Annotated in this window: 14 protein-coding genes; all 14 read left to right on the top strand. The window is 66.3% G+C overall.

From position 1 onward, the window contains the following. The first annotated feature begins 30 nt into the window (after positions 1-30). Complete coding sequence (locus ACYVL5_RS01860) at positions 31-3,243, top strand: efflux RND transporter permease subunit (protein WP_460593840.1); 3,213 nt, start codon at positions 31-33, stop codon at positions 3,241-3,243. Between the two features lie 123 nt (positions 3,244-3,366). Further along, positions 3,367-3,795, top strand: a complete 429-nt coding sequence (locus ACYVL5_RS01855; RefSeq protein ID WP_460593839.1) for a C-GCAxxG-C-C family protein — start codon at positions 3,367-3,369, stop codon at positions 3,793-3,795. 94 nt (positions 3,796-3,889) lie between these two features. Beyond that, positions 3,890-4,102, top strand: coding sequence for a YgaP family membrane protein (locus ACYVL5_RS01850; protein ID WP_460593838.1), 213 nt, complete (start codon positions 3,890-3,892; stop codon positions 4,100-4,102). Next, the gene (locus ACYVL5_RS01845; protein ID WP_460593837.1) at positions 4,099-4,926 is read left to right on the top strand and encodes an MBL fold metallo-hydrolase; all 828 of its coding nucleotides are present in this window, start codon (positions 4,099-4,101) and stop codon (positions 4,924-4,926) included. Before ACYVL5_RS01850 ends, ACYVL5_RS01845 begins: the two co-directional genes overlap by 4 nt. A gap of 226 nt (positions 4,927-5,152) precedes the next feature. Further along, positions 5,153-5,551 carry a rhodanese-like domain-containing protein gene (locus ACYVL5_RS01840; RefSeq protein WP_460593836.1) on the top strand — a complete coding sequence of 133 codons (399 nt, stop codon included), beginning with the start codon at positions 5,153-5,155 and terminating at the stop codon, positions 5,549-5,551. Between the two features lie 290 nt (positions 5,552-5,841). Beyond that, entirely contained in the window at positions 5,842-6,900 is a 1,059-nt protein-coding gene (locus tag ACYVL5_RS01835) for a sensor histidine kinase (RefSeq protein WP_460593835.1), read from the top strand. A 96-nt stretch (positions 6,901-6,996) separates the two neighbouring features. Continuing rightward, complete coding sequence (locus tag ACYVL5_RS01830) at positions 6,997-7,359, top strand: response regulator (protein WP_250677590.1); 363 nt, start codon at positions 6,997-6,999, stop codon at positions 7,357-7,359. Beyond that, entirely contained in the window at positions 7,356-7,865 is a 510-nt protein-coding gene (locus tag ACYVL5_RS01825) for a chemotaxis protein CheX (protein WP_460593834.1), read from the top strand. The genes ACYVL5_RS01830 and ACYVL5_RS01825 overlap by 4 nt, the downstream gene beginning before the upstream one ends. Positions 7,866-7,877: 12 nt before the next feature. Continuing rightward, positions 7,878-8,888: a response regulator gene (locus ACYVL5_RS01820; protein ID WP_460593833.1), complete on the top strand. Its 1,011-nt coding sequence runs from the start codon at positions 7,878-7,880 to the stop codon at positions 8,886-8,888. Positions 8,889-9,096: 208 nt separating this feature from the next. Further along, positions 9,097-11,187, top strand: a complete 2,091-nt coding sequence (locus ACYVL5_RS01815; protein ID WP_460593832.1) for a tetratricopeptide repeat protein — start codon at positions 9,097-9,099, stop codon at positions 11,185-11,187. 109 nt (positions 11,188-11,296) lie between these two features. After that, positions 11,297-11,716, top strand: coding sequence for a flagellar basal body rod protein FlgB (flgB, locus tag ACYVL5_RS01810; RefSeq protein ID WP_460593831.1), 420 nt, complete (start codon positions 11,297-11,299; stop codon positions 11,714-11,716). Beyond that, positions 11,717-12,148 carry a flagellar basal body rod protein FlgC gene (flgC, locus tag ACYVL5_RS01805; RefSeq protein ID WP_460593830.1) on the top strand — a complete coding sequence of 144 codons (432 nt, stop codon included), beginning with the start codon at positions 11,717-11,719 and terminating at the stop codon, positions 12,146-12,148. A 12-nt stretch (positions 12,149-12,160) separates the two neighbouring features. Next, positions 12,161-12,469: a flagellar hook-basal body complex protein FliE gene (fliE, locus tag ACYVL5_RS01800; protein ID WP_460593829.1), complete on the top strand. Its 309-nt coding sequence runs from the start codon at positions 12,161-12,163 to the stop codon at positions 12,467-12,469. A 132-nt stretch (positions 12,470-12,601) separates the two neighbouring features. Next, positions 12,602-14,173, top strand: a complete 1,572-nt coding sequence (fliF, locus tag ACYVL5_RS01795; RefSeq protein ID WP_460593828.1) for a flagellar M-ring protein FliF — start codon at positions 12,602-12,604, stop codon at positions 14,171-14,173. The last annotated feature ends 41 nt before the right edge of the window (positions 14,174-14,214 follow it).

The raw sequence follows: 14,214 nt of genomic DNA, 5'->3' as shown, positions 1-14,214 counted from the left end.
GCCCGGTCCCGGGCTACAGCGGAGAGACGCATGGAAAAGCTTGGTTTGGCGGGGCGGATCGCCCGCACCTTCATAGATTCGAAATTGACGCCGCTCATCGTGGCCGCCTCGCTGCTCTTGGGGCTCTACTCGGTGCTGGCGACCCCGCGCGAGGAGGAGCCGCAGATCGTGGTCCCGATGGTGGACCTCTACCTCCCGATGCCGGGGGCGACCCCCAAGGAGGTCGAGGAACGCCTGGTGATCCCCTACGAGAAGAAGATCTGGGAGATCAAGGGGGTGGAGTACCTCTACTCGGCCTCCCGCCCCGGGATGGGCATCGTGACCGTCCGCTTCCTGGTCGGCGAGAACATGGAAGCGTCGCTGGTCAAGCTCTACAACAAGGTGATGTCCAGCCGGGAGATCCTCCCCCCGGGCGCGGGCGAGCCGCTGGTGGTCCCGAAATCGATCGACGACGTCCCCATCCTGACCCTCACCCTCTGGTCGGACCGCTACGATCCCGGCGCGATCAGGAGGGTGGCCCAGGAGCTGAGGGACGACCTCGAGAAGACCGACAACGTGGCGGAGACCGAGATCAAGGGGGGGCTCCCCCGCGAGCTCAAGGTGAACCTCGACGGCACCAGGCTCTCCTCCTACGGCCTCTCCCCCGGGGCGGTGATGGGGGCCATCGAGAAGGCCAACCTGGCCAGGCGCGCGGGTGCGGTCTCCGCCGGCAACCGGGAATACACCCTCGACGCCGGGGGCTTCGTCTCCGACGCCGCCTCCGCCCGCCGCCTCGTGGTGGCGGTCAAGGACGGCCGCCCGGTCTATCTCGGCGAGGTGGCCACCGTCACCGACGGGGTGCAGGAGCCGACCAACTACGTCTTCTTCGGGCTCGGCCCGGCCGCCGCCCAGAAGGGGATCACCGGCGGGCGCGGCGACTACCCGGCGGTCACCATCTCGATCGCCAAGCGTAAAGGGGCCAACGCCACCTGGGTGGCCGAGGATCTCCTGAAACGGGTGGAGTTCCAGAAGGGGAGGATCATCCCCTCCGAGATGAAGGTCACCGTGACCAGGAACTACGGGGAGACCGCCAAGGAGAAGAACAACGAGCTCCTCTTCCACATGTTCCTGGCCGCCATCTCGGTCACCATCCTGATCGCCATCTTCATGGGGTGGCGGGCCGGTGCGGTGGCCGCCATCGCCATCCCGGTGACGCTGGCCTTGACCATGTTCATCTTCAACCGGATCGGCTACACGCTGAACCGGATCACCCTCTTCGCGCTGATCTTCTCGATCGGTATCCTGGTGGACGACGCCATCGTGGTGGTGGAGAACATCCACCGCTACTTCACCACCACCAGGCTGCGGCCGCTGGAGGCCTCGGTCAAGGCGGTGGACGAGATCGGCAACCCGACCATGCTCGCCACCCTGGCGGTCATCGGCTCCATCCTCCCGATGGGGTTCGTGGGGGGGCTCATGGGCCCCTACATGCGCCCGATACCGGTCGGCGCCTCGATGGCGATGCTCTTCTCGCTGCTGATCGCCTTCATCGTCACCCCCTACTTCGCCTACCGCTTCATGAAGGGGGAGTCGCACTTCCAGGTGGACGCCCCCCCCGAGGAGAGCCGGATGACCGGCTTCTACCGCAAGGTGATGGGGACCCTGATCCACAACAGGAAGGTCCGCTACAGCTTCCTGTCGCTGGTGGTGGTCCTGCTCCTTCTCTCCTGCTCGCTCATCTACTTCAAGGCGGTCACCGTCAAGATGCTCCCCTTCGACAACAAGAGCGAGCTGCAGCTGATCGTGGACACGCCGGAGGGGACCACCCTGGAGGAGACCGCGCGGCTGGCGGCCGAGATGGGGGACGCCCTCCGCAAGGTGCCTGAGGTGACCGACTTCGAGAGCTACGTGGGGATCTCCTCCCCCTTCAACTTCAACGGCCTGGTCCGCCACTACTACCTCCGCAAGGGGCCGACGGTGGCCGAGATCCAGGTCAACCTGGTCGGCAAGGATGAGCGAAAGGAGCAGTCGCACGACATCGCCCGCCGCATCCGCCCGACCCTGAAGGCGATCGCCGACCGCTACGGCGCGCGGCTAAAGGTCGCCGAGATCCCCCCTGGCCCGCCGGTCCTCTCCACCCTGGTGGCGGAGGTCTACGGCCCCGACCAAAAGAGCCGGGTGGAGATCGCCCAGAAGGTGAAGAAGATCTTCGCCTCCACCAACGGTGTCGTGGACACCGACTGGTACCAGGAGGACGACCAGCCGAGCATCCGCTACCAGGTGGACCGGGAGAAGGCGGCCCTTTCCGGGGTCGATCCCGACCAGGTGGTGAAGACGCTGCAGGCGGCGGTGGGGGGAGCCCAGGCTGGCCTCATGCACGTTGCGACCGAGAAGGAGCCGGTACTGATCGACGTCCGCCTCCCGGTCGGCTCGCGAAACGACCTCTCCTCGCTCTCCTCCCTCTACCTCCCCGGGGCCCGCGGCAACGTCCCGCTCTCCGAGCTCGTCAAGGTGGTGAAGGGGGTGGACGACAAGTCGCTCTACCGGAAGAACCTGAAGAGCGTGGTCTACGTCACCGGCGACGTGGCGGGTGTCATCGAGGCGCCGGTCTACGCCATCCTCAAGATGCAGAAGGAGATCGATAAGATCCCGCTCCCCGGCGGCTACCACATCGAGCAGCGGGCGGCGAGCCAGCCCTGGAACGAGGAGCGCCCCGGCATCAAGTGGGACGGCGAGTGGCACATCACCTACGAGGTCTTCCGCGACCTCGGTGCCGCCTTCGCCGCGGTCATGGTCCTCATCTACGTGCTGGTGGTCGCCTGGTTCCGCGACTTCACGACCCCGCTCGTCATCATGGCCCCGATTCCGCTCACCCTGATCGGCATCCTCCCGGGGCACGCGCTGATGGGGGCCTTCTTCACCGCCACCAGCATGATCGGCTTCATCGCGCTCGCCGGGATCATCGTCCGGAACTCGATCATCCTGATCGACTTCGCGGAGCTTAGGCGCCGCGAGGGGATGCCGCTCGACGAGGCGATCATCGACGCCGGCGCGGTCCGCTTCCGCCCCATGCTCCTGACCGCGGCGGCGGTCGTGGTGGGAAGCTTCGTGATCCTCTTCGACCCGATCTTCCAGGGGCTCGCGCTCGCCATGATGTGCGGCGAGATCGCCTCCACCACCCTTTCCAGGATCACCATCCCGATCCTTTACTACCTGGTGGAGTCCTGGAAGGAGAAGAAACGGAAAAAGGCAGAAACGGCGTAACATTAAGAGCTATGTGGTTGAGTTATGCATGCTTTTAAGATTAATATATCGAGATGCCGCGATGGCAATGACTGACAACCCGCGGTTCGAGTCAGTACTCGACCCCGGCAATGTGGAGAGAGCATGTTCTGGAGCAAGAAAGAGGCTGTTCAAAGTGAGGGGATGTCGGTTTCCGAAGCGGTGGCCACCGAGGCGGAGGCCCTGTACCGGTCGGGCAAGATGCACTGCGCCGAGGCGGTCCTGAGCGCGGTGAAAAACCGCTTCGCCCCCCACGTTTCCGACGAGGTAGTGCGGATTGCCGCCGGGTTCGGCGGCGGTTCGGGGGCCGGCTGCATCTGCGGCGCGGTCTCCGGCGGCACCATGGCCCTTGGCCTGGTGATGGAAGGGAACAAGAAGGCGGTGGCCGCCAAGACCCGCGAGCTGCACGAATGGTTCAAAGGGGAGTACCGGGTCACCTGCTGCAAGGTGCTGACCGCCAAGGGTAAAAGCGGCTGCGTCGACCTCACCTCCCGGGTGGCCGGCAAGATCGCCGAGATGCTGGACGAAAACTAGCCCCTGCCCGGACCGGTGGATGGGCAAGCGGGCCGCAAGGCCCCTGCAAGCGGGGAGGACGGCGGCCGCCGTTTTCCCCAAAAGGAGAAAGACGATGTACATAGACAGAGCGCTCAGACTGATGGCCGGCTTCTTCACCCTGCTCTCGCTGGCTCTGGCCCACTACCACGATCCCCGCTGGCTGTGGTTCACCGCCTTCGTCGGCCTGAACCTCTTCCAGTCCGGCTTCACCAACTGGTGCCCGGCCATGGCGATCCTGGCCAAGCTCGGCGTTCCCAAGCAGCCGAAGGCATCGTGCGGTAAATGAGCCGGCGGATCCGGATCATCTGCGACAACACGGCAGGGGCCCTGGCCGGGACCCTCGGTGAGCACGGTTTCGCCGCCCACATCGAGGCGGACGGCGAGTCGATCCTGTTCGACACCGGCGGCGGCCACACGCTCTTGCACAACGCCCAGCGGATGAACCTGGACCTGCGCGCGGTGGGGGAGGTGATCCTCTCCCACGGCCATTACGACCATGCGGGGGGGCTTTGGCCCCTTCTGCAGAGCACGGGAGGAAAGCGGGTGCTCGCCCACCCGAAGGTCTTCACCCGCCGCTACTCGCTGCGGGAGGGGGTCTGCCGCTCGGTCGGCATCCCGTACCCGGAGGAGTTCCTGGCCGGGATGGGGGCGAGCTTCTCGTACAGCGAGGATTTCCGGGAGATCGCCCCCGGCATTTACCTGACCGGCGAGGTTCCCCGCGTCACCTCCTTCGAGGAGGGTGACCGCGGCCTCTTCTGCGACGAGGAGGGGTGCCACCCGGACCCTGTGCCGGACGACCAGTCGCTGGTGGTGAAGACCGCCAAGGGGCTCCTCCTGATCCTGGGGTGCTGCCACGCCGGGGTCATCAACACGGTGGAACACGCGCGGCAAAAGAGCGGCGTGGACCGGGTCTACGCCGTGATCGGCGGCTGCCACCTCTCCTTCTGTTCCCAGAGCCAGATCGACGAGACCGTGCGGGCGCTCAAGGGGTACGGCGTCAAGAAGATCTGCGCCGGGCACTGCACCGGCTTCGACGCCTCCGCCCGCCTCGCCCGCGAGTTCCCCGCCTCCTTCCGCCCCGCCCAGGTAGGCTACACCATCGAGTGGTGACGGCTGCGGCCAGAATGCTCGCCCCTTATTCGTGCTAGCTTGCGCTCTTCTTCTACTTCCCCTCCCCTCCCCTTCGTGGGGAGGGCGGGGGGGGAGGATGGGGGCCCGAATGCTTCCCGGTGAAGTTGCCCGGCCGGAAGAGCCTCTTGGCCTTGCCATGACGCCGGGAACGTGCTATCAGGGGCAGTCCTTTTTTCATCATGAACAAAACGGAGGTTTCCCCTCGATGAAGTGGTTTCCCAAGCCGACCCTGGTCCCGGCTTTTGCCATCCTGCTGCTCTCCTCCTCGCTCGCCTTCGCCTCCGGTGTCACCAATTTGACCTCCACCGATGCCAAGTCGCTTTTGGCCCGCAACCCGAAGATCTACGTGCTGGACGTCCGCACCCCGGAAGAGTACCGGCAGGCCTACCTCAAGGGCTCCCACCTGATCCCGCTCGGCGAGCTCGAGCGCCGGGTCGCCGAGGTGCCGCGCCAGAAGCCGGTCCTCGTCTACTGCTCGGTCGGGCAGCGCTCCCTGGTGGCCGCCCAGTACCTGGCATCCCGCGGCTACAAGGAGATCTACCAGATCTCGGACGGGCTGATCGGCTGGTACCGGAAGGGGTACCCGATCGAGCGCGGCCGCTGACGGCCGGCAAACCGGGGCCCTTGCCCCGGTATCTCCACGGTGGCTGCCGTTTCGCCGACGGCTGAAATCCACCCGTCCCCCCTTGCCAAAGGGGGGGACGGCAGGGCCGGCTTCCCCCTGTTCACCCCGGTTCACCCCCCCCTCACGTCGACTCCCCCCGCTTTCCCCACGCCCCGCCGCCACGGTACCGCCGGTAAAATCTGGTAAACTCTGCTTAATGACCTTATCGCTCAAGCTCTGCAAATATTTCCCGATAAGCCAAGGGAAAGGTAGTGTTGGGTGGAGGTGTGATGGGCACGGAATGTGAAAATTTCACCAATGTGCTGATGGAGCAGGTAGGCTCCGGCATCGTCTTTTTGGATGCGCACGGCAAGGTCGCTCTGATCAACCGCAAGGCCGAGGAGGTCCTCAAGGTGGACCGCGACGAGGTGCTCGGCAAGCGGGTCGACATGCTCCCCTTGCGCACCGCGATCTACCGCGTGCTGAGCGAGAATTCCCACGACGAGCCGGCCGAGCTCAGCGTGGACGGTTCGGTGGTGCTGGTCCGCTCGTCGTCGGTCCGGACCGGCAACGGCTGGGGCGAGTTCTTCGAGATCCGCGACATCACCTCCGAAAAACGGGAAAAACGGGAGCGTGAGGAGTTCGTGGCCATGATGACCCACGACCTCAAGTCCCCCCTCACCGTCATCATGGGATACGTGCAGGCGCTTTTGGGGGAGGTCCCCGGCAAGGTCGACCCTTCGCTGCTGATGTTCATCAAGGAGATGGACAAGAGCTCCAAGAAGATGCTCTCCATGATCGAGGACGTGCTGGACGCCTACCGGCTGGAGGCGGGGCTTTTGCAGATCGACCGGCAGCCGTGCAACGTGCAGGCGCTTTTGGAGGGGTGCTGCAACGACGGCGCCCGCGAGGCGGTGGTCCACGGTTCCTCCTTCCTGAGCGAGATCTGCGAGGGGATCCCCCCGCTCAACGTGGATGCCAAGCAGATCGCCCGGGTCTTCGCCAACCTGATCGGCAACGCCGTCAAGTTCACCCCCCGCCGCGGGACCATCAGGGTCTCCAGCGAGGTGCAGGACCAGTACCTGGTGGTCGAGGTGGAGGACACCGGCATCGGCATCCCGGCCGAAGAGGTCCCCCGCATCTTCAACAAGTACTTCCGCGCCTCGGGCGCCCAAGGGTTCAAGGGGACCGGGCTCGGGCTCACCATCTCCAAGGCCATCGTGGAGGCGCACGGCGGGAGCATCGGGGTGGAGAGCGCGGCCGGGAAGGGGAGCCGCTTCTTCGTCTTGCTCCCCATCGAAACCCAGCTCCCCGAAGAGACTAAAGTTTCCGCCGGGGGAGCCGAATAGCGTTCATGAAAATGTTCGAGATTCCCGGGGGCACCGCCGCCCCGGGTATTCCATAAAGCCCCCGCAGCGGGAGGCACCAACACCAAGGAGGAAACCATGGGCAACGTACTGATCGTCGACGATTCATCCACTATGAGAAAGATCATCTCCCGCAGCCTTCGCCAGGCCGGGCTCCAGGTTGACGATATCTACGAGGCCGGCGACGGTATCGAGGGGCTCGCCGCCATGGAGGGAAAAAGCATCAGCCTCATCCTCTCCGACATCAACATGCCGAACATGGACGGGCTGGAGTTCATCAAGGCGGTCCGGGCCAAGGGGGTCAAGGTCCCCATCGTCATGATCACCACCGAGGGGGGCGAGGACATCCTCAAGGAGGCGATCAACAACGGCGCGAGCGACAGCATCAAGAAGCCGTTCACCCCTGACCAGCTGAACGAGAAGCTGGGAGGGCTGTTATGATGGCCCTCAACCAGGAGATAGCCGAGAGCACCCGGTTGAGCGAGGCTGACCTGGCAGGTTACGTGATCAACGCCACCAAGGAGGTCTTCAACACCATGGTGATGATGGCCCTCGAGGACAGCTACCCCCTCAAGGAGCCGGTTACCTCGTTCCACTGCTCGGTCACCGGCATGGTCGGGCTGGCCGGGACCTACACCGGCATCCTCTCCATCCACTGTCCCCGGTCCTTCGCCTTGAGGATCACCTCCAACATGCTCGGCATGGACGTGGAGGAGGTCGGCGAGGACGTCAACGACGCCCTGGGGGAGATCGCCAACATGCTCGGCGGCTACGTGAAGCAGATCCTCTCCAAGGGGGGGCTCGACATCAACCTCTCCATCCCGACCGTCATCGCCGGGGAGGATTACACCATCAACTCCATGTCCGACAGCGACTGCGTCGTCATCCCCTTCACCAACGAGAACGAGCGGTTCCTGGTGGGACTCAAGCTGCACAAGGAAGGTTAGCCGGAAGTCACCATGGCCGCTTTTGAGAAACTCCAATCGATGCTGGACGCCGCCATGAGGCAGGCGGGCGAGGAGAGCAGCATGCTCCTCGGCCAGAACCTGACCGTGGGGCCGTCCGACGTGCTGAACACCGACCGCAAGAGCTACCTGGCCGGCGAGGACGGGGCCATCTACGTGGTCGGCGTCGAGTCGCGCGAGGCCTACCCCGGCTTCTTCCACCTGATCTTCTCCCTGGGCGACGCCATCGTCATGAGCTCCATCCTGCTCGGCATCCCGGGCCCCCGCATCCAGGAGAAGAAGCGGCTGAGCATCCAGGAACCGGACGACGTGGACGCCTTCGGCGAGATCGCCAACCAGATCATCGGCTCCTTCAACACGGTCTTCCAGCCCAAACTCCCCGACAAGGTGCACTTAAAGCTCCTCTCGCCGCAGAAGTACATCCCGGACGTCGACGAGCTCACCGACCAGGCCCCCTTCCCGGACGGCCCGTACCTCATGTACCGCGCCCCGCTGGAGATCCCCGGCTACGACATGTACCGGCTGGACATCATGATCCCCCCGGCGCTGGCCAACCTCTTCGATCCCCAGCCGGAGGAGGCGCCGGTGGAAGCCGCCGCGGTCGAGGAGGCCGAGGAGGCCCCGGCGGCCGCCCCCGAGCTTCCCCCCTGCGTCCTCGTGCTCGGCGACGACGACGTGCGGCGCGAGATCATGGACGGGCTCTCCCCCGAGGGGTTCACCCTGGTGGACGCCCCGCTGGGGGCCGACCTCCCCGAGCTCTTCGCCGACGGCAACGTCAAGGTGGCGGTGGTCTCGCTCAAGCGGACCTTCGACCGCGACCTGGCCATCTGCAAAAGGCTCGCCCCCATGATCAAGCGCTGCGGCGGCTCCCTCCTCCTCTGCGCCCCCGAGTGGACGAAGAGCGCGGTCCTCAAGGCGCTCAAGGCGGGCGCCCGCGACATCCTCATGCAGCCGCTCGACGCGAGCGAGCTGAAACTCAAGGTGGGTAAGGTCCTCCACTGCTAGCGCGAGTCAAAAAAACACCTCCCCCGCGGAGGTTTTTTTGACTTCGCCCGCCGCCGGCCGCTCCCCGCCACCCGCGCCCTCCAGCCGACCGCAGGAAATACCGCCGTTTTCACCCCGTCACCCGCCTTTTTTACCGCGGGTGGGAGCCCCCCGCATCCCCGCGGCGGAGGCCGGCCCGTTCGGCATGGCTTTTGCCTAACCCATTCCCATGACCTCTCCCCCCCGTACACGCTCCGCTCTCCGGCTCGCCTTCGCGGCGATCCTCGTCGCCGCGCTCCCCCTGGCGGCCCAGGCGCAGGACAACCGTCTGCGCAGGGTACGGGTCATCCCCCACCCCGGCTCCTCCACGGTCCGGCTCTTCTTCCAGGATCCCCCCGAGTACCGGGTCTCCACCCTCCCGGGACGGGTGGTCATCGAGGTCACCGGGGCCGACGCCCCCCCCTTCAAACGGTTCCGCTCCTACAGCGACGGCCACCTCTCCGGCATCGTCGTCACCCCCCGCTACCACGGGGTGACGGTCACCATCAGGACCCGGGAGAACGATCCCGGCGTACGGGCGGTGGCGCTCGCCGATCCCTCCGTCCTCTCCGTGGAGGTGGGGCCCTCCGCGAAGAAGGTGGCGCTCTCCCCCGACATCCTGCCGGGGCGCGAGCCGATCCTGGCCGGCATCCAGGAGTTCGTGAAGAACTACCAGCTCCCTTACCGGACCGCGCTCCCCTTCGCCCCTACCGACGCGAAGCTCCTGGCCGGGCAGCTCTCCGCCGACGAGGTGAAGCTCTTCCAGCAGGCGGAGGGGCTCCTCTACCGCGAGCGGGCCGCCGAGGCGCTGGAGATCTTCAACGGCTTCGTGGCCCGGGGGAACACCGCCGTCAAGGCGCTCGCCTCCTACCGGCTGGGCGAGGCGCTCCTCCTGCTCGACCGGGTGCCGGAGGCCCTGGCGAGCTTCAGGCAGGGGGAGGCCCTCTGGCCGGCCTACCTGGAGAACGCCCCCGGCATCGCCCTTGGCTACGCCGAGGCCCGGGCCCGCGGCGGGGACTTCGCGGGGGGGCGCGCCCAGCTCTCCCGGCTGGTCCAGGCCTTGAACGGGACGGTCTACGCCCCGCCGCTATTGGACCGGCTGGCCCAGATGTACGAGCGCCACCGCGACGGGGAGGCCGCGCTCGCCATCTACCGGACGCTGGCGGTCCACGCGGACGGGACGGTGGCGGCCACCCGGGCCCGCATGAAGCTTGCCGACCGGGACATGTTCACCGTCCCCCGTGAGAGTTACCCCGCCCTGCTCGAACGCTACCAGGCCGTGTACCGCGCCCCCGGCGACCTCGCCGTGCGCGACGAGGCGCTCTTCAAGATCGCGCTCCTGAAGGCCCTCTACGGCGCCCCCCGCGGCGCGCTGGAGGCCGCGGTCAACTACGACACCTGCTACCCCCGCGGCATCTTCTCGACGGTGGTCAAGAAGATGCGCGAGGAGCTCCTCCTCCCGGTCTACCGCGAGCTCTACGCCGCCAAGGATTCCGCGGCGCTCGCCAAGCTCGCCGTCGACAACCGGGAGCTCCTCTGCCGCTGCTTCACCGATCCCGACTTCGCCCCCCGGCTGGCCGACGCCTTCCGGAGCGCAGGGATGCTGACCAAGGAGCTGGAGATCTTCCCGGACCTGGCCGACCGCAACTGGGCGGCCTCCTCCGCCCCCTTCCTGGTCTCCCGCATCGTCGAGGACGCCCTCGCCCTGGGGAATCAGACCCTCGCCCAGGCCGCGGCCCGCGAGTACCTCGCCCGCTTCCCCGGCGGGGCCTACGGCGGGAGGGTCCGCGAACAGCTGGCCCGCATGGCCTACGACAAGGGGAACCTCAAGGAGGTGGCGGCGGAGCTCGCCTTCCTCGCCAAGGGTGGCAAGGCGGAGTTCCCCGAGAGCGACTACTACCTCGGGAAGGCCCAGGTGGCGGCCGGCGACCAGCGCGGCGCGCTGCAGTCGCTCTCCCGCTTCGTGGCCCGGGTCCCCGACAGCTCACCGCTGGCCCTGGACGGCCTTTTCGTCCTGGCCGGCGCCCAGAGCTCCCTCAAGGAGTTCGCCGGCGCCCTGGCCAGCTACCGCCGCGGGGTGAAGCTCGCCAAGGGGGAGGACGCCGACCAGTTCCTCTACAAGATGGGGGAGCTGCACCTCAGGCTCAACCAGGTGCGCGAGGCGCGCGAGGCCTGGGAGCAGGTGGCCGCCAGGGGGGGAGGGGGGACCTGGGGGAAACTGGCGGTCGAGGCGCTAAACGACCTCAAGTGGCGGCTCAAGATCGCCGGCGAGCTCCCCTGAATCCTGTCAAAAATATGACCCGGACGGCCGGGAAAGGTCGCAAAACCGGCATCTTCCGGCTGGTACGGCTTTTGCTGGACCCCCTGCAGCACCCAAGGAGGCAGACACCATGCCCGTCAACAGTTTATTCGGCAGCACCATCGACCTGCTCGGCAAGACCCTCGACCTGAGGGCCAAAAGGCAGATCCTCATCTCCGCCAACCTGGCCAACGTGGAGACCCCGGGGTACACCCCATCGGACGTCTCCTTCGAGTCGGAGCTAAAGAGCGCCCTTACCAAAGGGAGCATCGACACCCCGCCCGCCAACCCGCGCCACATCCCGCTTCGCCACGGGGCGCAGGCCCTGGAGGCGGTGCAGGGTACGGTGGTGCAGGGGCCCGACACCAACGCCGGCCTCGACGGCAACGGGGTGGAGATGGAGAGCGAGATGAGCCGTCTGGCCGAGAACCAGATCATGTACAACGCCTCGGTGCAGCTCTTGACCAAGAAATTCGAGATGATGAAGCAGGCGATAAGGGGAACCCTCTAAATGGACTTTTTCTCGTCGATGGACATCAGCGCCTCCGCTCTCAGCGCCGAGCGGACCAGGATGAACCTGATCTCTTCCAACCTTGCCAACGCCAACTCCACCCGCACCGCGGAAGGGGGGCCCTACCGCCGCCGGGACGCGGTCTTCACCGCCACCCCGGCCCCCGGCTCCTTCGGGGCGGCGCTCGGGCGCGCGACCCAGGCGAGGAGTGTCGCGGTCACCAACATCGTGGAGGACCAGAACCCTCCCCGCCTGCAGTACGAGCCGAACAACCCGGACGCCGACGCCAAGGGCTACGTCGCCTATCCCAACGTCAACGTGGTCGAGGAGATGGCCGACATGATCTCGGCCAGCCGCAGCTACGAGGCGAACATCACCGCCACCAACGCCGCCAAGAGCATGGCGATCAAGACCCTCGACATCGGTCGCTAAGGAGGAAGATAGATGCAGATCACCGGTATTGAAGGGGTAGGGGGAGGGGTCTCCCAGGCGTTTCCGGTCAAGCAGGCGGAGAGTGCCGCCGGCAATCCCACCGTCGGCTTCGGTCAGCTGATGGAGGATATGATGAGCAAGGTGGACGGCCTCCAAAAGAGCGCCGACCACTCCATCCAGAGCCTCGCCACCGGCGAGAGCAAGGGGCTGCACGAGGTGATGCTCGCGGTCGAGAAGGCGAGCGTCTCCTTCCAGTTCCTGACCCAGGTCCGCAACAAGGCGGTCGAGGCCTACCAGGAGATCATGAGGATGCCGGTCTAGTGCCGGCCCCTCCTGGCCCTGTGTCGAAATTTTGACCTCATTTACGTTTTCCTGACTTACGCGAACGCTTCGAGATGACGGGAGCCGGTCTCCGGATGTCCGGGTGACCTTCGAGCTCCCTGTGGGGATACCATGCCGGAAGGACTCAAAAAACTGCTGGAACCGTTTCTTGCCCTGAGCACCGGGAAGAGGCTCGTGGTGGCCGGGGTGGCGCTCGCCTCCCTTTTGGCCTTCGCCGCCTTGATCGTGGTGGCCAACAAGACCGATTACCGGCCGCTCTTCTCCAACCTGAACTCGGACGATGCGGGCGAGATCGTCAAGAAGCTCAAGGAGCAGAAGGTCCCCTATCAGATTTCCGACGACGGCAAGGCGCTCCTGGTCCCCGCCGACAAGGTCTACGACCTGCGGCTTTCGCTGGCCAGCGACGGCCTTCCCCAGGGGGGAGGCGTCGGCTTCGAGATCTTCGACCGCAAGAACTTCGGGATGACCGAGTTCGTCCAGAAGCTCAACTACCAGCGCGCCCTGCAGGGCGAGCTCTCCCGCACCATCTCGCAGCTCTCCGGGGTCGAGTCGGCCCGGGTGCACCTGGCCATCCCCGAGAAGTCCCTCTTCAAGGACGCGGAGAAGCCGGCCACCGCCTCGGTGGTCTTGAAGATGCGTTCCAACCGGACCCTGCGCGACTCCGAGGTGCAGGGGGTGATCCACCTGGTCGCCTCCTCCATCGAGGGGATGGACCCCGACAACGTCACCGTGCTCGATTCCCGCGGCAAGATGCTTTCCACCTCGTCCTCCTCCGACCCGGCCACCAGGCTCACCGGCGCCCGCCAGGAGGCCCAGCGGCAGTTCGAGAAGGGGACCGAGGACAAGCTGCAGAGCCTGTTGGACAAGGTGGTCGGCACCGGCCGCTCCGCCGCCCGGGTCTCGGCCACCTTCGACATGAAGAAGGTGGAGCGCTTCGAGGAGCGCTACGACCCGGAGACCGCAGCGGTGAGAAGCGAGCAGCGGAGCGAGGAGAAGGGGGGGACCTCCACCACGGCGAGCGGGGTCCCCGGTGTGCAGTCCAACATGGCGCGGACCGGCGGTCCGGCCGCGGCCGGCACCACCGGCGGCGGCTCCAAGAGCGACGAGACCCTCAACTACGAGGTGAGCCGCACCACCGCCCGCACCTTCGAGCCGGAGGGGGCGCTCTCCAAGATCTCGGTGGCCATCCTGGTGGACGGCAAGTACGAACTCTCCCCGGGGGCCAAGCCGGACGCGAAGCCCAAGTACCAGCCCCGCTCCCCCGACGAGCTCGCGAAGATCGAGGCACTGGTCAAGAGTGCCGTCGGCTTCAACGCCGAGCGCGGCGACCAGGTGACCGTGGCCAACATCCCCTTCCAGGACACCGGCGAGGGTGGGATGGAGGCCCCAGCCTGGTACGAGGCACCCATCGCCCAGCTCGCGATCAAGTACGCGGTGATCGCCCTCGGGTTCCTGGCGCTGCTTCTCTTCGTGATCCGCCCGCTCATGAAGGTGCTCAAGGTCGAGAAGCCGGCCAGCTTCCTCCCGATCGCCAACGAGGCGGAGACCGCCCGCATGGTGGAGGAGCAGCGGCGCGAGCAGGAGAAGCTGCGGCTCACCCAGCTCGAACTGGTGGAGAAGGTCAAGCAGGACCCCTACCAGGTCGCCCAGATCCTCCAGAACTGGCTCGCCCACAAGGAATAGCGCCGCCATGACCCCGACCACGACCATTTCACGAGGTGTCG

The sequence above is a fragment of the Geomonas sp. Red276 genome, from assembly GCF_054784495.1.
Note: the sequence above shows the minus strand (reverse complement) of the source record. Positions and strands in the feature narration are given on the sequence as shown.